The organism is Corynebacterium belfantii, from assembly GCF_041898185.1.
Taxonomy (GTDB): domain Bacteria; phylum Actinomycetota; class Actinomycetes; order Mycobacteriales; family Mycobacteriaceae; genus Corynebacterium; species Corynebacterium belfantii.
On sequence record NZ_CP157823.1, the window covers coordinates 677,377 to 694,368 of the forward strand.

Consider the following 16,992-nt stretch of genomic DNA (forward strand, 5'->3'; position numbering starts at 1 on the left):
TCTTGGCTGGAGACGTCTGGCATAGATGGTGAAGAAGTAACCGGTTTGTTATTGCTGGTGCTATGAGAAACTGGAATGTCAGAGGCCGAGGTGGTTGCCACGACAGCAGGACCAGCAGCGGATTCATTTTTGCTGGCTAGATTGTCGGTGCTTCCGAATTTCCACACTGCGACGCCAATAAAAACCGCGGCGGAGACTCCCGAGGCGATGAAAATGGCAAAGCGTCGGGTGTTGGGCATGATCACTGGTTCTCCTCACGCGAGTCAGCAGGGGCGCATGGCTGCTAGATAGACGTCGTGGATGCTCGGATGCGTCACAGTGACTACTGCGTCACATTTTGATAACAAAAATCACGCTATCATAAAAATTTTTTATGAGGAAGAGCGCCTATGTGTTCCCGACGGCAAGAACGTTCCTTGCACAGTTGGGTGTGCAAGGAACGCGCATTAGTCTTTATGGGTATAACTTGTCCCCATAGGAAAACATTGCAATTTTCATCGTGTTCGTCTGGTTTTGAAGCCGCAGATTATGCGTTGAGCATGGAACGACGAATACGTCTGAGACTTTTGGAAAGGTATCTACACCATGTCTGCATGGGAAACCGAGATTTTGTTAGAAGAAGTCAACGCTGATTTTCTCGACGAACTCAATGATTTGGACACGGATGAAGTTGTCGAGGCTATCCGCGACGCATGCGTTCTTGCCGTTGGAGAAGGCAAAGTTTCGGAAGACGAGCGCCAAAACGGCCTCGCAGCAGCCACCATTGTTGCTATCTGGGCTGGTGCACCATTTACTGATGCCGACGCAGTCAACGAGCACCCATTCATCCGCGCCAATATCGGCGAAGGTGACGAGGAGCTCTATGAAGTTGCAGCTTCCTTGCTCGACACGGTGGAAACCGAGCATGACCTCGAGGCATTCACCGAGGCACTGAGCTAATTTTATTTTTCCAGTTTGGGTGTCACGTGCTACCTGTAAGCTGGATTCGATTTGTTTCTGCACTCCCTTTTGTCGCAATTTCCCCGAGGAGAGAATAGCCACGATGGCTGCTTTTGATTACAACGTGAAAGACCTCAGCTTGGCTGAGGCTGGCCGCCACCAGATTCGTCTAGCCGAGTATGAAATGCCTGGCCTTATGCAGTTGCGTGAGGAATACAAGCAAGAGCAGCCATTGGCGGGCGCTCGGATCACCGGTTCGATCCATATGACGGTTCAGACCGCAGTGCTTATCGAAACTCTTGTTGCTTTGGGTGCTCAGGTACGTTGGGCTTCCTGCAATATTTTCTCAACTCAGGACGAGGCTGCCGCAGCTGTTGTCGTCGGTCCACATGGCACCCCTGAAGAACCTCAAGGTGTTCCGGTGTTTGCGTGGAAGGGCCAAACGCTCGAAGAGTACTGGGATTGCGTGGATAAGATCTTTAGCTGGGGTGATGAGCTTCCTAATATGATCTTGGATGATGGTGGCGATGCCACCATGGCCGTGATCCGCGGTAAGCAGTTCGAGGAAGCTGGCGTGGTTCCTCCAGTCGAAGAAGGCGACTCGGATGAGTACCAAGCATTCCTTGGCATGTTGCGCAAGACATTGGCAGAGCAGCCTGGTAAATGGACCGCAATTGCCGAGTCCGTCAAGGGTGTGACGGAGGAAACCACCACTGGTGTTCACCGTCTCTACCATTTTGCAGAAGAAGGCGTTTTGCCGTTCCCCGCAATGAACGTCAACGATGCAGTGACTAAGTCCAAGTTTGACAACAAGTACGGCACTCGGCATTCGCTTATCGACGGAATCAACCGCGCCACCGATATGCTGATGGGCGGAAAGAACGTGCTGATCTGTGGCTATGGCGATGTGGGCAAGGGCTGTGCAGAAGCCATGGCTGGCCAGGGTGCACGCGTAAAGGTCACCGAAGCTGATCCGATCAATGCGTTGCAGGCTTTGATGGATGGTTTCCCAGTGGTCCATGTTGATCAAGCTATTGGCGATGCCGACATCGTGATTACTGCCACTGGCAACATGGGCATCATCTCCTTTGAGCAGATGCTTGCTATGAAAGATCACGCAGTGTTGGGCAACATCGGTCACTTTGACAATGAGATCGATATGGCCTCGTTGCTGCACCGCGATGATGTTTCGCGTGTGACCATCAAGCCACAGGTTGACGAGTTCACATTACCTAACGGCAAGTCCATTGTGGTGTTGTCTGAAGGTCGCCTTCTGAATTTGGGCAATGCAACCGGTCACCCTAGCTTTGTGATGTCTACCTCCTTTGCCGATCAGACCATTGCGCAGATTGAGTTGTTCCAAAACGATGGCCGATACGTCAACGAGGTATACCGTCTGCCAAAGATTTTAGACGAGAAGGTAGCGCGTATCCATGTTGAGGCATTGGGTGGCACGATCACCGAGCTGACAAAGGAACAAGCCGAATACATCGGAGTCGATGTTGCTGGTCCTTACAAGCCGGAGCACTACCGCTACTAATGATCATCGCGATTGAGGGTATTGATGGCGCTGGCAAAAATACTTTGGTCAGCGCCCTCAAGGAGCGTTTCGATGCCGATGTGATCGGTTTCCCGCGCTACGAGCAGTCCATTCATGCCAAGCTGGCCCAGCGTGCCTTATATGGCTCGATGGGAGATCTGACTGATTCTTCCTACGCGATGGCTACGCTATTTGCGCTGGACCGTTACGACGCGAAGGCGGTGCTGGGGCACTATGTGGGGACGTCGAAAGTAGTGCTGTTGGATCGCTATGTGGCCTCTAACGCTGCTTATTCAGCTGCGCGAACTCGAAATGATGCCATGGTGCAGTGGGTTCAAGAACTCGAATTTGAGGAATTGGGCTTACCTGTACCCGATATTCATATTTTGCTGCATACCTCTCCGGAATTAGCCGCGCAGCGGGCGCAACGCCGCGAGGCTGCCGACGCATCTCGCAAGCTAGACCGCTATGAGGAAGACGCTGGTCTACAGGAACGAACCTTCCAAGCGTATGAGTCGCTGGCACAGCAAAAATGGATGTCTCCATGGCTGCTAGTACACCCAGATGAGTCACCGGAAACGGTGGCACAACGAATTATTCAAGCGCTCAGTGCATAACTGAGACTACGATGAAGTGCTAAGACACCTATTGGGCTCGCATGTGAGCCGCTTACATGGAAAGGACCGCGGACGGTATGGCACCGAAAATTTTGGTTGTCGACGATGATCCTGCGATTTCAGAGATGCTGACCATCGTGCTGGAGGCCGAGGGATTTGAGCCGGTCGCGGTCACTGATGGGGCAGTAGCAGTTGATGCCTTTAGAGCAGAATCGCCTGATCTTGTACTACTCGATTTGATGCTTCCTGGTATGAACGGCATCGACATTTGTAGGGTAATCCGGCAGGAATCGGCAGTTCCTATCGTCATGCTCACGGCGAAAACCGACACCGTGGACGTAGTCCTTGGCTTGGAATCAGGTGCAGATGACTACATCAACAAGCCGTTTAAGCCGAAAGAACTCATCGCCCGACTACGTGCACGTTTGCGTCGTACAGAGGACTCTCCATCCGAAACCATTGAGATCGGGGATCTTACGATCGACGTCCTAGGCCACGAAGTCACTCGAGGAGATGAGGAAATTCAGCTCACTCCTTTAGAGTTTGATTTGCTGCTTGAGCTTGCAAGCAAACCAGGACAGGTGTTCACACGTGAGGAACTTCTGCAAAAAGTTTGGGGCTACCGCAATGCCTCAGACACGAGACTGGTTAATGTCCATGTGCAGCGACTGCGCTCAAAGATCGAGAAAGACCCAGAAAACCCGCACATCGTGTTAACAGTGCGCGGAGTGGGGTATAAGACAGGGTAGGAGTAGCTCGCTATTTATCGGGGTGTTTCTCGGGTACGTCATCGCATTGCAGAACTGTGGCGTACCTCGTTGCAATTTAAGGTTCTAGGTTCCATTTTTGCCGCTTCACTCGTGGTGATGATGGTGCTGGCATTTGTGCTGGTCAGTTTTGTTACCCAGCGATTGGTTAACACCAAACTGGATGTTGCCAGTTCCGAAATCGATCGAGCCCGTGCTTCAGTCGAACAACAGATTGAATTAACAGGTTCATCGAGCAGCGTGCAAGTTCGACTCAATTCTGCGCGTGCTGTACTGACCAGTAGGGCAACAAGTGCGGACGATACGGCTGCCTATGAGCCTGTTCTTGTGGTGTCTAACCCCGATGGCTCCACTGTTACCTCTCCTGATGGCTACCGTATTCCTGAACGATTGCGTAGCTTTGTCGACCAAGGACAAGTCTCGTATCAATTTGCCACTATTGACCGTGTTGATGGTAGCACATACAAAGCCCTCATCATTGGCAGTCCCACGGCTTCTGATATTCCCAACACCGAGGTGTATTTGGTGTTGTCGATGGAATCGGATGAGGCAACTCTTGCACTGTTGCGCGGCCTATTTTCCGGTGCAGCGGTAGCCCTTGTTGTACTCCTCGTGGGAATTACATGGTTGCTCACACAGCAGGTGATCACTCCTGTACGTTCGGCTTCGCGTATTGCCGAGCGTTTCAGTTCGGGTCATCTGCGCGAACGCATGGTGGTTACGGGTGAAGATGAGATGGCACGACTAGCGATGAGCTTTAACTCGATGGCGGAGTCTTTGTCGCGGCAGATTCATCAGCTGGAAGAATACGGCAACCTGCAAAAACAGTTCACGTCGGATGTCTCACATGAGCTGCGTACACCGTTGACAACGGTACGTATGGCTGCTGATCTCATTGTGGACGAAGCCGATGACCTTTCTCCTGGCACTCGACGAGCCTCGGAGTTGATGGTGCGTGAACTTGATCGCTTTGAGGCATTGTTGGCGGACCTGCTGGAGATCTCACGCCACGATGCCGGTGTGGCTGATCTTGCCGAAACAACCCTCGATATCCGAATTTGTATTTCTTCAGTGCATCAGCAAGTAGACCATCTTGCCCAGGAACTCGGTGTAGACATCATCATTGATGTCCCTGAAAACCCGGTAGAAATCAAGGGCGATTCCCGTCGTATTGAGCGAATCCTTCGTAATCTTTTGGCCAACGCAATTGACCATTCTGAGGGCAAACCAGTCACTTTGCTGTGCCGTGAAAATGACGAGGCTGTATCCGTCGCGGTTATCGACCACGGGGTGGGCCTGAAGCCTGGTCAGGAAGACCTAGTATTTAATCGCTTTTGGCGAGCGGATCCTTCCCGAGTCCGCCACTCCGGAGGCACCGGTTTGGGCCTTGCGATTTCCCGAGAAGACGCCATTTTGCACGGTGGCCAGCTCAGTGCTGCGGGCCGCCCAAGGGTTGGAACTATGTTCCTGTTGACGGTGCCTCGTGTGCCTAAACAATCATTTACCGAAGCCCCTATTGAGTTATCTGCCCCAGAGCCCCCGTTGGAGGACACCGATGCGTAACCATGTTTCGAGGTATCTCATAGCACTGATCGCTGTGGGTTATGCCGCAACAACCGCTGCATGTACGTCGTTGCCGTCGAACTCGGAACCTCAGGTGTTACGAAGCTTCGAGGCATCTGCGTCGGAGGAGCCTCAAAGACCGATAGAAGACCAAGAGCCTGATTTGCTGCTTCGTGATTTTTACGAGGCAAATAACAATCCACAGCAACGCTATTCGTTGGCACGTCGCTATTTGACGCATCGAGCATCGCAAAGCTGGAATCCAGCGCCGGAAACTCTCGTACTTGATGATATCGAGATCAATTCGGCGGCGGATAGCAGCACAAAAAATAGACGTTACGACGTCCGCGGCCTCATCGTTGGTTCCATCGGTGAGGGCGGCGAGTATCGTCCACGCAACGAGCGTTATTCCACAACGATTGGCTTGGAAAAGGTAGATGGCCAGTGGCGAATTTCTACCTTGCCGGATCAAATTGTGGTGCAGCGAAATGAGCTGTGGAACCATTACCGCCAAAAGCAGGTGTATTTCTTTGACACCTCCGGCACCACTTTGGTGGCGGATCGGCGTTGGATTTTCCAAGAAAAAATGGGGCACAACGATAACCACGAAAGTGCGTTGTTGTCGCTTATCCTCACGGGACCGTCGAACAGCCTTGCTCCTGGAGTTGTCAACGAGGTGCCTTCGGGTGCTGCCTATGCGGGCTACCACGATGACTACTATCAGTTCACTGGGTTATCTTCGTTGGATGAAGACAGCCTCAAGCGTCTAACGGCGCAAAGTGTGTGGACGCTCGCCCTAGCCGAAGTACCAGGTCCTTATCGTTTCAAGTTCGATGGGGCTACGATGAAGTCTCCGATTAACGGCTCCGAAGAGCTAACTGTTGACGACTTCGCCGAATACAATCCGTTGCCTCAACAAGCTGTTGATAGTGGCCTGTATGCCTTCAACTCCACGGGTGTGAAAAAGCTTAATCAGGGGCTAGCAACTCCTACCACGGGCACGCTGGGCAGCACCCACAACATCGAATCGATGGCGGTGTCAGCGAAAACGGACACCGCAGCTGCTGTGCGTACCGCAGGCGAAGGCGATGCAAAGATGTCGACGCTTATGCTTGGCCCTATCGGCGGACAATTTGTTGATGTGCTGAAAGCTCGCAGGCTGACTTCGCCGAGTTTCGAGCTGTCTTCCTCATCATTGTGGGTGGTCAAGGATTCTGATCAAGTCGTGCGCCTGTCGCGGTCATCGGAAAATGAAGGCATCGTAGAAACCGTTGTGGATACATCGGAGCTGGGTTCTTTAGGTAAAAATATTTCCGCATTGCAGCTTTCTCGAAGTGGTGTCCGCGCCGCATTTATTGTCGACGGAAGCGTGTACACAGCTACAGTGGCGCGACCCAACCCTGGTCAGCGAAAACTTGTCAATGTGCAAGCAATTATTCCGTCACTGGCGAATGTAGCTCAGTCACTCGCATGGCAGCCTAATGGCTCCTTGATCATCGGAACCTCTAAACCAGATGCACCAGTATGGATCGTTGCCCAAGACGGATCCTTGGGCTCTAAGCTTTCTGCAGGCAACATTGTTGCTCCTGTGGTGAACGTGGCTGCTTCGCAGTCCACGTTGTATATCTCAGATGCGCGTGCAGCGTTGGAGCTGCCCAACTCTGACACCTCGACTACATATTGGCGTGAAGTCCAAGGCCTAGAAGGCAGCCGTTCAGTCTTGGTCGTGCCTCGGTAGCAACATCTAGGGGGTGGGAACATGATGGAATTGTTATTACCACGTTCGTGTGGGGGATGTGGACGATCTGGTGTGCGATGGTGTCAGCGGTGCCAACGGCAATGGCTGGCACCCCCACAACGTATTTCCACTACCGCTGATCCTCATGTGCCCGTGTGGTCCATGGGGGCATTCGGCCAGTCACGGCGTCGATCGATCATTCATCTTAAAGAACGTGGTCGCCGCGACTTGATTCCCTTCATTTCAGCTAGTGTGGCAGCGGCTGTGGAATATCTCATAGCAGCTGGTGAGCTAGATCATGATGCGATTTTGGTACCTGCTCCTACAAAGCGATCATCGGCGCGCAAACGCGGTGGAGATCCAGTGTATGCAGTATGCAAACAGACCGGATACTGCTCTGAACAGGCGTTATGGGAGAAAGAAACGATGCGCGATTCTGTGGGGCTTGATGTAACTGCGCGACGACGCAACGTGATGGGCAAGGTGGAACTTGTGTCGCGCCCCTATCGTCCGGTGCTTTTAGTGGACGATGTGGTGACAACGGGGGCAACGATAGCAGAGTCGGTAGCGGTGCTGACCAGTGCCGGAGTGAAAGTAAGGGGTGCTTTGGGGTGGGCTAGCTCTTAAGTTGGTGAAACCGGTAGCGAAAAGGTTATGACCAGATGTAGTGTTGGCAGTAGAAGTTGAACCCCGCCAGATAGCGGAAAGTAAGTATCCGACTTACTAAGAACCGTGGCGGCCGACTCAGGAAGGTACGTGATCATGACCACGCCTGCTGGAAGCAACGAGACCTTGAGCCCAGATGTCAAGGTGACCATCACCGGACGTAACGTAGAAGTGCCTGAGCACTTCGCAGAGCGGGTGAATGCCAAGCTTGCAAAGATCTCCCGTCTCGATCCAACGCTGAACTTCTTCCATGTTGAGTTGCAGCATGAGCCAAACCCTCGTCGCTCTGAGCAATCTGATCGTATTCAGATCACCGCTACAGGTAAGGGTCACATCGCCCGCGCCGAGTCTAAGGAAGACAGCTTCTACGCTGCTCTTGAGACTGCGCTGGCTCGTATGGAGCGTTCGCTGCGTAAAGTTAAGGCTCGTCGTTCCATCTCCTTGTCCGGCCACCGTGCACCTTTGGGTACTGGCGAGGCTGCAGCTGAGCTTGTTAAGGAAGCAGAAGTTGCTCGCGAGGAAAACAAGTACGATCACGATCCTTATGCCGACAAAGTAGAAGATGTCATCCCAGGACAGATCGTTCGTACTAAGGAGCACCCATCTACTCCAATGAGCGTGGATGACGCTCTATCTGAGATGGAACTCGTGGGACACGATTTCTACCTCTTCGTTAATGAAGAAACCGGCCAGCCATCGGTGGTTTACCGCCGCCGAGCATTCGACTACGGCTTGATTTCTCTCGCTAAAGAAGGATAGGCCTTCTGACGAAGGTCAGCGCACGATAGCGCTATTGCGGATAGCGTCATTGTGTTAGTCTAGCCTAAATTGAGAACCCAGATCTCCGGCACTCGGTGATCTGGGTTCTTGGTATAAGGTAGCAATGACCTAGAATGTCTACGTTAAGACGAAACTATTTTCAAAGGATTCAGTACACGTGTTTGGACTTTCCAAGATGCTTCGCGTTGGCGAAGGACGGGCCGTCAAGCGCCTGAAGAAGATCGCTGATGATGTGATCGCACTCGAGGCGGATTACACCGATCTTACTGACGAGGAGCTCAAGGCTAAGACCCATGAATTCCAAGAGCGCATTGCGCAAGGTGAATCAGTAGATGACCTCTTGCTTGAGGCATTTGCGGTCGCCCGTGAGGCGTCGTGGCGCGTGCTGGGTCAGAAGCACTACCCAGTGCAGATTATGGGTGGCGCTGCGTTGCACTTTGGCAACGTAGCCGAGATGCGTACTGGTGAGGGTAAGACCTTGACCTGTGTGCTTCCGGCATACCTCAATGCTCTCGAGGGCAAGGGTGTTCATGTTGTTACCGTGAACGACTACTTGGCTAAGCGTGACGCTGAGTGGATGGGCCGTGTGCACCGCTGGCTAGGCCTTAATGTTGGTGTGATCTTGGCGAACATGCAGCCTGCGGAGCGTCGTGAAGCCTACAATGCCGACATCACTTACGGCACCAACAATGAGTTGGGCTTTGACTACCTGCGCGATAACATGGTGCGCTCTCTCGATGAGCTCGTTCAGCGCGGTCACCACTACGCGATCGTTGACGAGGTTGACTCCATTCTTATCGACGAGGCACGCACGCCACTGATTATTTCTGGTCCAGTAGATGGATCATCGCAGTGGTATAGTGTGTTCGCTCAGATCGTTCCTCGTATGACTCGCGACATCCACTATGAAGTGGATAACCGTAAACGTACCGTCGGTGTGCGTGAAGAAGGCGTTGCCTTTGTCGAAGATCAGCTTGGTATTGATAACCTTTACGCTCCTGAGCACTCCCAGCTGGTGAGCTACCTGAACAATGCCATCAAGGCCAAAGAGCTGTTCAACCGTGACAAGGACTACATCGTACGCAACGGTGAAGTTCTGATCGTTGATGATTTCACTGGTCGTGTTCTTGATGGCCGCCGCTACAACGAGGGTATGCACCAAGCGATCGAGGCGAAAGAAAACGTCGAGATCAAAAACGAGAACCAGACTCTGGCAACCATCACGTTGCAGAACTACTTTCGCCTGTACGACAAGCTGTCGGGTATGACGGGTACTGCTGAAACGGAAGCATCTGAGCTCCACCAGATCTACAAGCTGGACGTTATCCCGATTCCTACCAACCGTCCGAACCAGCGTGAAGACATGACTGACTTGGTGTACAAGACCCAAGAGGCAAAGTTTGCTGCCGTGGCGGACGACATCTCTGAACGCGTGGAAAAGGGACAGCCTGTCTTGGTTGGTACCACCTCTGTGGAACGCTCCGAGTATCTCTCCCAGCTGCTGCAGCGCCGTGGAATTAAGCACAGCGTACTCAACGCTAAGTTCCACGAGCAGGAAGCCCAGATTGTGGCCAAGGCGGGTCTGCCTGGTGCGGTGACCGTGGCAACAAACATGGCCGGTCGTGGTACTGACATCGTGCTCGGTGGCAACGCGGACATCATTGCTGACATCAACCTGCGTGAGCGTGGCCTCAACCCTGTTGATACGCCTGAAGAGTACGAGGCAGCGTGGGATGCCGAGCTGGCACGCGTCAAGGAAAAAGGTGCTGAGCTAGCGGAGGAGGTTCGCGAGGCAGGCGGCCTCTACGTGCTGGGTACCGAGCGCCACGAGTCGCGTCGTATTGATAACCAGTTGCGCGGTCGCGCTGGTCGTCAGGGCGATCCTGGCACCACTCGTTTCTACCTGTCTATGCGTGATGACCTCATGGTTCGTTTCGTTGGCCAGACCATGGAAAACATGATGAACCGCCTCAACGTTCCAGACGATGTACCTATCGAGGCCAAGATGGTGACCAACTCCATCAAGTCGGCCCAGACATCGGTGGAGAACCAGAACTTTGAGATGCGTAAGAACGTCTTAAAGTACGACGAGGTCATGAACGAGCAGCGCAAGGTCATTTACACGGAGCGTCGTGAGATCCTCGAATCGGCTGACATCGCAGCCGATATTCAAAAGATGATCGATGACACCATCGGTGCCTATGTCGATGCTGCGACCGCGACCGGCTACGTTGAGGACTGGGATCTAGAAACCCTGTGGAACGCTCTCGAGTCTCTCTATGGCGCATCCTTTAGTGCACAAGAGCTCATTGATGGCGATACCTATGGTGAATCTGGCGAGCTTTCTGCTTCCGATCTGCGTAAAGCTGTTCTGGAAGACGCACACAAGCAGTACGCGGAGCTAGAGGAAAACGTCACCGCTATCGGTGGCGAGGCGCAGATGCGCAACATTGAGCGCATGGTTATCCTGCCGGTTATCGACACCAAGTGGCGCGAGCACCTCTACGAGATGGATTACCTCAAGGAAGGTATCGGTCTGCGTGCAATGGCTCAGCGTGACCCACTGGTCGAGTACCAGAAGGAGGGCGGCGACATGTTCAATGCTATGAAAGACGCTGTAAAGGAAGAAACCGTTCGCCAGCTATTCTTGCTGCGCAAGCAGTTTGCAGCTGCAAATGAGCAGCCAGCGGAAACTGAAGAAGGCACCGTAGAAGCCTAATTCTTCCACCGACATAACAAACGCCGCCTCCTGTTGTTTTAGGGAGGCGGCGTTTGTTATGTCTATGGCGTTGTTTTAGGGAGACGGCGTTTGTTATTTCTATGGCGAAGGTTTATTAGGTGGTGGCTCGATAAGTCGCAGACTGCGCATTCGAATCACCTGTGGATGGGTGCTGGTTGGATCGCGCGGTTCGAATTGTGCAAGAAACCCAATGTGGCGACCTTGGAAAGTGCTTGACCCTACTGCATCGATGAGCTGATTGCGTTGATGAAAATGCAGGCTTTCCACGATTAATGGGGTTGGTGCCACTGGCGCTTTGCCGCGTCTTCTGGCAGATACTAGGCGGCGAATTTGCTCGGAGTAGAGGGCGTCGGCAAGCGTTGACGCGTGACGACGCCCAAATGCGGCATTGAGTGCTGTTGCAGAAAGGGTGAACGCGTCGCGCTTGATTTTTGTGGGTAGGCGACGGGGAGTTTCGGAAGGAATCGTCGATTCTTTCCGAAAGGATTTGAGATAGCTCATCCCTGGGATTGGGGTTAGCATGATGGTTGTAGTGGCTCCTTGAGCGTGATTGTTTGTACTCAAGGCAGACAATTTTGGGCATGTGTGACGCGTGGGCGCGCGTTCGAACCGACTTGTGTGACACAATAGCGGAGAATGTTCGTAAATTCTATACCTTATAAACGGAGGTGGGGATAGGCCGTGCGTGGCTTGATCGTCGATTATGTGGGTGTCCTCGATGGAACGGATGAGGACCAGCGTCGCTGGCGTAACCTCTTGGCTGCTGCCCGTGCGCATGGCATTGGCACTGCGGTGTTGTCGAACGATCCTGGTGGCCCAGCGGCTGATCCTATCCGTGTGTTGCAGACACAGGGCATTGTGGATGCGGTGATTTTGAGCGGTGAGATTGGTGCGGAGAAGCCGTCGGAAGCTGCGTTCCAAGCGGCTGCCGATGCGATTTATGTGCCTATGCGCGATTGCGTGATGGTGGATGATTCGATTTTGAATGTGCGTGGCGCTGTGGAAAGCGGTCTTGTTGGTGTGTTTTATCAGCAGTTTGACCGTGTGGTTGTAGAGATCGCGGGTCTTTTCGGTCTTGACGGTGAGTTCTAGAGGAGTTCGACATGCGGGTTTATATTCCGGCTACTTTTTCCATCCTGCAAGAGCTGGATGCGCAGGGCAGTATTGTTGCGCGTTCGGGGTATGGTTTTGCGGTAACGCCTGCGCTGCGGGATTTTTATACTGCAGGTGATGAGGAGGAAATCGCGGAGTCTGCGTTTGAGGATGCTGCGTTGGCGTCTATTCGCTTGCTGGCGGTTGGTGACCAAGGGGCGTTTCCATATCGCCGTGTGGTGGTGTCGGTGGATGTTCCTGATGAGGTGATTACTCTTCGGCCGGATCTTGGCGAGTCTGTTGTAGTGTTGGACCCTGCCGTTGTGGGGTTCGATTCTGTTGCCGCGATCCATGTTGATGTAGAAGGCTCGGAGGCTGCCACGGCTAAGGCTATTGAGGTTATCGATGCCGCTGATTTGGGCGATGAGGATGCCGAGTTGGCGGTAGGTGATGCTTTGGATAATTTCTTGGCGTGGTATGACCCTTCGGAGTTGTCGGCTTTGGTGGATCTGCTGTAGATTATCTTTTTTTAAGGGCGCACTCTTGTCACGGTTGTGGCAGGGGTGCGTTTTTGTGTTTTCGCAGTTCGGGGGCATGAGGAGTAGGGGGGAGAGTGTCCGATTGTTTGTGTGCGGGGGGCTTGGTTTACAAGTAGTCCGCGAATCGGTCGGGGTAAGCCACGGCTAGTTGGTTGATGGCTTGTTTCCACCCGGTGGCTTTCGCTCCTTCAATATAGCCGTTGCATTCGATGGCGCGCTTCGCTTTCTTCGCTCGCTGGGCAGCGCGCTTGTCCTCGATGTTGCAGATCATCAGCCACAGCGTTTTCAGCGCCGCGGTATCGTTCGGGAACTGGCCGCGGTTGCGGGTGGCTTTCCGCAGCTCAGCATTCAGCGATTCGATCGAATTCGTGGTGTAGAGTACCCGCCGTGCCGCAGGCGGGAACTGCAAAAATGGCACAAACCGGTCCCAGGCGTCGCGCCAGACTTTGACCGATTGCGGGTATTTACGGCCCAGTTCACTGGCCTCGAATGCGTCCAGGGCGGCGCGGGCGGTGTCCTCGGTCGGTGCGGTGTAGACCTCCCGTAGCGCACTTGATACGGGTTTGCGGTCTTGGTAGGACACCCACCTGTTGGCCGCCCGGATCAGGTGCACGATACAGGTCTGCACCATGGAATTCGGCCAGGTTGCCTCCACGGCTTCCGGCAGGCCTTTGAGCCCGTCGCAGCAGACGATGAACACGTCTTGGACCCCACGGTTGGCAAGGTCAGCGCACACGGATGCCCAAAAACTGGCGCCTTCATTGTCTGCGATCCACAATCCCAGGATGTGCTTGATGCCGTCCATGTCGACGCCTACCGCCATGTAGCAAGACTTGTTGACCACGCGGTGGCCATCGCGGATCTTCACTCGCAGCGCGTCGAGGAAGATCACTGGGTAGAACTCGTCGAGCTGGCGGTTTTGCCAGATCATGACCTCTTCTAACACCGCGTCGGTAATGGTGCTGATCGTATCTGGGCTCATATCCACCCCGAGGGTGGTGGCGAGGTGGTGGCAAATATCGCGCACGGTCATCCCACCGGCGTACAGGGAGATGATCATGTCATCAAGCTCCGTCAGACGGCGGGTGCCTTTAGGCAGCATCCGCGGCGTAAACGTGCCAGCTCGATCCCGGGGCATAGTCACATCAAAGGTGCCGTAACCAGAGTTGACGGTTTTGGTGTACGACCCGTTGCGGTGATTGCCACCATCCGGGGTGCCCAGCTGGGCTTTCGCCGTACGATCAGAGTGCGCGTATCCCAGATGCGCGTCCATTTCAGCCTGCAGACCAGCGTTGATCGATGCCTGCAAAAGACCTTTGACCAGGTCGCTGGCATCATCGGTGGAAGTCGACAACTCGCCGATCAGTTCGGCGATTTCCGGATTTTCCATCAGCTTAGCGCTGATCTCGTTGACCCTGTTCGGGTCATGACCTTTCCTCGGTGACACGGTAGTCATTATCAGTGAAACTCCTTCTGGATCAGAGCCTCACACACAAAACACCTGACACCCTCGTAGGGGGTGGTCTTTCTTAGACACAGATACTTTTCTCCCTAAATGTTTGACGGGAAAACCTACGCTGACGTAACATGCATACTCACTCCGGTTACCTAACCGTAGGTTATGTTTTGGGAAGGGAAGAATGTCATGGCACGGACGTCGAAAGATCGTCTCTCAAAGGTGCGAAAAATCCTTGGCAGATTTACCACGCCACTTCTGCCAGATGATTACTCGGTGCTGATTAACCCACGCTGGTCAACACGCGAACTTCGTGGAACTATCGCAGCTGTACGTCGAGAAACAGACGTTGTTCATCTTGACATCGTGCCGGGCTGGGGTGTGCCCACCCAATTTGAGCCTGGTCAATTTATCGGAATTGGTGTGGAAGTCGATGGCAGATACATCTGGCGCAGCTATTCACTGACCTGCACACCGACAACGTCTGACTCATTGTTATCGATCACGGTGCGCGCGGTAGAACATGGCAAGCTCTCAAATCACTTGGTAGGCCATGCTACTCCAGGAACCACGGTGCGCTTGTCTGCCCCCGCAGGCAATTTTCATCTCCCCACTCCGTTGCCCCCAAAGCTTGCACTCATTGCTGCAGGAACAGGCATTACGCCGATTATCTCCATGTTGCGCACGATGGCTGAGCGCCAACAGTTTGCCGAAACTGACGTGGTGCTGGTGTATTCGATACGCGATCGCGCTCATGGGTTGTTTCTTGAGGCGTTAGCGCGAATGGCAACGCAACACCCGCAGCTGCGTGTGGTGGTACAAGAGACGTCCTCGCAGGGGCGGGTGACACCGGAGACGGTGGCGTCGATAGTTACTGATGTAACGAGCCGCACTGTGTTCGCCTGCGGCCCGTCCACCATGCTTGATGCGTACGAGTCATGGGCGAATAAGAATCACGTTAACCTCACCACTGAGCGATTTTTGCTGGATCGAAAGGCCACGACAGCGCAGGGCGGCACGGTGAGCTTTGGGCAGCGTGCCAGCGTGCTTGTCGACGGCGCCACCACGGTTCTCGAGGCAGGAGAGCAGGCGGGAGTACAGCTTCCCTTTGGCTGCCGTATGGGGTTGTGCCACACCTGTGTGCGTCCGCTGACTCATGGCCACGCAACCAACCTCGTCACCGGCGAGACTCATGAGCCGGGGTCACGTATTCGTACCTGCGTGTGCGTAGCTGCAGGCGACATCACTATCGAAGCATAGGACGGAACAATCTCATGGCAATCGACAACATTAAAGCGTATGCACACTTAAGCGACGCAGACATCGAAGAAATCGGTCGTCGCCTAGATCAGATCAAAGCAGAGGTAACGCAGTCACTAGGTGCTCGGGACGTGGCCTACATCAAGCGCTTGATTCGTACCCAACGTAGCCTTGAGGCAGCTGGTCGATTCACGCTGTTGTTTGCGGGAAATAAGAAGTGTTGGTGGCTCGGAACAGGGTTGCTCAGCACTGCGAAAATACTAGAAAATCTCGAAATCGGGCATAACGTGCTTCATGGGCAATGGGATTGGATGAATGATCCCGAAATCCACTCCACCACATGGGAGTGGGATATTGTTTGCCCATCATCACAATGGATGCACTCACATAACTTTGTGCACCACACCTACACCAATGTGCTGGGAATGGACAACGATGTGGGATACGGAATCTTGCGCGTCACCCGCGACCGAAAATGGACAGCACTACATGCTTTCCAACCGGCAGTGAATACCGTGCTGGCAGCGATGTTCCAGTGGGCGGTGGGGTACTACGACGTGGAACTTGGGCGCTATCTGACTAAACGCGCTGATTGGAATGACACAAAAGACAAATTCTGGGAGACGACGAACAAAGCAGGTCGCCAGCTTGCTCGCGACTACGTTTTCTATCCAGCACTTGCTGGAAAGGCCTTTCCACAGGCAGTGAAGGCGAATGCGGTTGCCAACCTAGTGCGCTCAGTGTGGGCATATTCTGTTATCTTCTGCGGACATTTTCCTGATGAGGCCGAGACGTTTACCAAAGAACAGTTTAAAAACGAGGACCACAATCAGTGGTATCTACGCCAAATGCTGGGGTCTGCAAACTTTTATGGCGGCAAGTTGCTCACCATTATGTCGGGCAATTTGAATTACCAGATTGAACATCACCTGTTCCCAGATATGCCATCGAATCGTCTGGCAGAAGTAGGAGAGAAAGTGCGTGCGCTGTGCGACGAATACGATCTGCCGTACAACGTCGATTCTTTCCCAGCACAGTTGTTCAAGGTGCAAAAAACACTGCTCAAGCTCACCCTTCCCAATAAGTACTTAGTGGCGAGCCCAGATAATGCCCCCGAGGTGCGCTCGAACCGCGCTTTTTCGCAAAACCCTGAGATTGAAAATCAGCTGGCAGGCGGAAGCAACGGTAGCGGCCTACGCACGGGCCTAAAACTACTCAAACGCCTGCGCCCGAGTATCAAAGATGCCATCTTGATCTATTCAGGGCGCAGGCCGCGGGGAAATCAACAGCGCTGA

15 protein-coding genes are annotated in these 16,992 nt (G+C 53.5%); 13 read left to right on the forward strand and 2 right to left on the reverse strand.

The genetic code is table 11. The features are described 5' to 3' along the window. Positions 1–585: 585 nt before the first annotated feature. From ABMV07_RS03505 to secA, 9 genes are all read left to right on the forward strand, one after another. A complete protein-coding gene (locus ABMV07_RS03505) occupies positions 586–939 on the forward strand; it encodes a DUF4259 domain-containing protein (protein ID WP_088268123.1) in 354 nt (117 codons plus the stop codon). A 103-nt stretch (positions 940–1,042) separates the two neighbouring features. Beyond that, positions 1,043–2,479 carry an adenosylhomocysteinase gene (gene ahcY / locus ABMV07_RS03510; RefSeq protein ID WP_374064867.1) on the forward strand — a complete coding sequence of 479 codons (1,437 nt, stop codon included), beginning with the start codon at positions 1,043–1,045 and terminating at the stop codon, positions 2,477–2,479. After that, positions 2,479–3,096: a dTMP kinase gene (locus tag ABMV07_RS03515; protein WP_088268125.1), complete on the forward strand. Its 618-nt coding sequence runs from the start codon at positions 2,479–2,481 to the stop codon at positions 3,094–3,096. The genes ahcY and ABMV07_RS03515 overlap by 1 nt, the downstream gene beginning before the upstream one ends. 77 nt (positions 3,097–3,173) lie before the next feature. Beyond that, entirely contained in the window at positions 3,174–3,845 is a 672-nt protein-coding gene (mtrA, locus tag ABMV07_RS03520) for an MtrAB system response regulator MtrA (RefSeq protein WP_088268126.1), read from the forward strand. A 117-nt stretch (positions 3,846–3,962) separates the two neighbouring features. Next, positions 3,963–5,426: an MtrAB system histidine kinase MtrB gene (gene mtrB, locus ABMV07_RS03525; RefSeq protein ID WP_234913973.1), complete on the forward strand. Its 1,464-nt coding sequence runs from the start codon at positions 3,963–3,965 to the stop codon at positions 5,424–5,426. Further along, entirely contained in the window at positions 5,419–7,164 is a 1,746-nt protein-coding gene (gene lpqB / locus ABMV07_RS03530) for an MtrAB system accessory lipoprotein LpqB (protein WP_374064868.1), read from the forward strand. The genes mtrB and lpqB overlap by 8 nt, the downstream gene beginning before the upstream one ends. Positions 7,165–7,188: 24 nt before the next feature. After that, complete coding sequence (locus ABMV07_RS03535) at positions 7,189–7,791, forward strand: ComF family protein (RefSeq protein WP_197691834.1); 603 nt, start codon at positions 7,189–7,191, stop codon at positions 7,789–7,791. A gap of 135 nt (positions 7,792–7,926) precedes the next feature. Beyond that, positions 7,927–8,589, forward strand: a complete 663-nt coding sequence (hpf, locus tag ABMV07_RS03540) for a ribosome hibernation-promoting factor, HPF/YfiA family (RefSeq protein ID WP_088268129.1) — start codon at positions 7,927–7,929, stop codon at positions 8,587–8,589. 178 nt (positions 8,590–8,767) lie between these two features. Further along, on the forward strand, positions 8,768–11,329 hold the full coding sequence (gene secA / locus ABMV07_RS03545) for a preprotein translocase subunit SecA (protein WP_197689737.1): 2,562 nt from the start codon (positions 8,768–8,770) through the stop codon (positions 11,327–11,329). Between the two features lie 99 nt (positions 11,330–11,428). Here the strand turns inward: secA and ABMV07_RS03550 are convergent, their stop codons facing one another. After that, the gene (locus tag ABMV07_RS03550; protein WP_234914500.1) at positions 11,429–11,914 is read right to left on the reverse strand and encodes a hypothetical protein; all 486 of its coding nucleotides are present in this window, start codon (positions 11,912–11,914) and stop codon (positions 11,429–11,431) included. A 117-nt stretch (positions 11,915–12,031) separates the two neighbouring features. Between ABMV07_RS03550 and ABMV07_RS03555 the strand changes: the two genes are divergently transcribed. Both ABMV07_RS03555 and ABMV07_RS03560 read left to right on the forward strand, forming a co-directional pair. Next, positions 12,032–12,442 (forward strand): HAD-IA family hydrolase, encoded by a 411-nt coding sequence (locus ABMV07_RS03555; RefSeq protein WP_374064869.1) that lies wholly within the window; start codon positions 12,032–12,034, stop codon positions 12,440–12,442. A gap of 11 nt (positions 12,443–12,453) precedes the next feature. Then, a complete protein-coding gene (locus ABMV07_RS03560) occupies positions 12,454–12,960 on the forward strand; it encodes a DUF6912 family protein (RefSeq protein WP_374064870.1) in 507 nt (168 codons plus the stop codon). A 127-nt stretch (positions 12,961–13,087) separates the two neighbouring features. Here ABMV07_RS03560 and ABMV07_RS03565 read toward each other — a convergent pair whose 3' ends face one another. Then, positions 13,088–14,437, reverse strand: coding sequence for an IS256-like element IS1132 family transposase (locus ABMV07_RS03565; protein ID WP_374063848.1), 1,350 nt, complete (start codon positions 14,435–14,437; stop codon positions 13,088–13,090). Between the two features lie 189 nt (positions 14,438–14,626). On the opposite strand from ABMV07_RS03565, the gene ABMV07_RS03570 reads away from it, so the two are divergent. Continuing rightward, positions 14,627–15,697 carry a ferredoxin reductase gene (locus ABMV07_RS03570; RefSeq protein ID WP_088268134.1) on the forward strand — a complete coding sequence of 357 codons (1,071 nt, stop codon included), beginning with the start codon at positions 14,627–14,629 and terminating at the stop codon, positions 15,695–15,697. Positions 15,698–15,711: 14 nt separating this feature from the next. Further along, positions 15,712–16,992, forward strand: a complete 1,281-nt coding sequence (locus tag ABMV07_RS03575; RefSeq protein WP_088268135.1) for a fatty acid desaturase family protein — start codon at positions 15,712–15,714, stop codon at positions 16,990–16,992.

Coding starts and splice junctions, on each gene's coding strand:
- ABMV07_RS03505 (WP_088268123.1), top strand. CDS start 586: ATGTCTGCATGGGAAACCGAGATTTTGTTAGAAGAAGTCAACGCTGAT.
- ahcY (WP_374064867.1), top strand. CDS start 1,043: ATGGCTGCTTTTGATTACAACGTGAAAGACCTCAGCTTGGCTGAGGCT.
- ABMV07_RS03515 (WP_088268125.1), top strand. CDS start 2,479: ATGATCATCGCGATTGAGGGTATTGATGGCGCTGGCAAAAATACTTTG.
- mtrA (WP_088268126.1), top strand. CDS start 3,174: ATGGCACCGAAAATTTTGGTTGTCGACGATGATCCTGCGATTTCAGAG.
- mtrB (WP_234913973.1), top strand. CDS start 3,963: ATGATGGTGCTGGCATTTGTGCTGGTCAGTTTTGTTACCCAGCGATTG.
- lpqB (WP_374064868.1), top strand. CDS start 5,419: ATGCGTAACCATGTTTCGAGGTATCTCATAGCACTGATCGCTGTGGGT.
- ABMV07_RS03535 (WP_197691834.1), top strand. CDS start 7,189: ATGGAATTGTTATTACCACGTTCGTGTGGGGGATGTGGACGATCTGGT.
- hpf (WP_088268129.1), top strand. CDS start 7,927: ATGACCACGCCTGCTGGAAGCAACGAGACCTTGAGCCCAGATGTCAAG.
- ABMV07_RS03560 (WP_374064870.1), top strand. CDS start 12,454: ATGCGGGTTTATATTCCGGCTACTTTTTCCATCCTGCAAGAGCTGGAT.
- ABMV07_RS03565 (WP_374063848.1), bottom strand. CDS start 14,437: ATGACTACCGTGTCACCGAGGAAAGGTCATGACCCGAACAGGGTCAAC.
- ABMV07_RS03570 (WP_088268134.1), top strand. CDS start 14,627: ATGGCACGGACGTCGAAAGATCGTCTCTCAAAGGTGCGAAAAATCCTT.
- ABMV07_RS03575 (WP_088268135.1), top strand. CDS start 15,712: ATGGCAATCGACAACATTAAAGCGTATGCACACTTAAGCGACGCAGAC.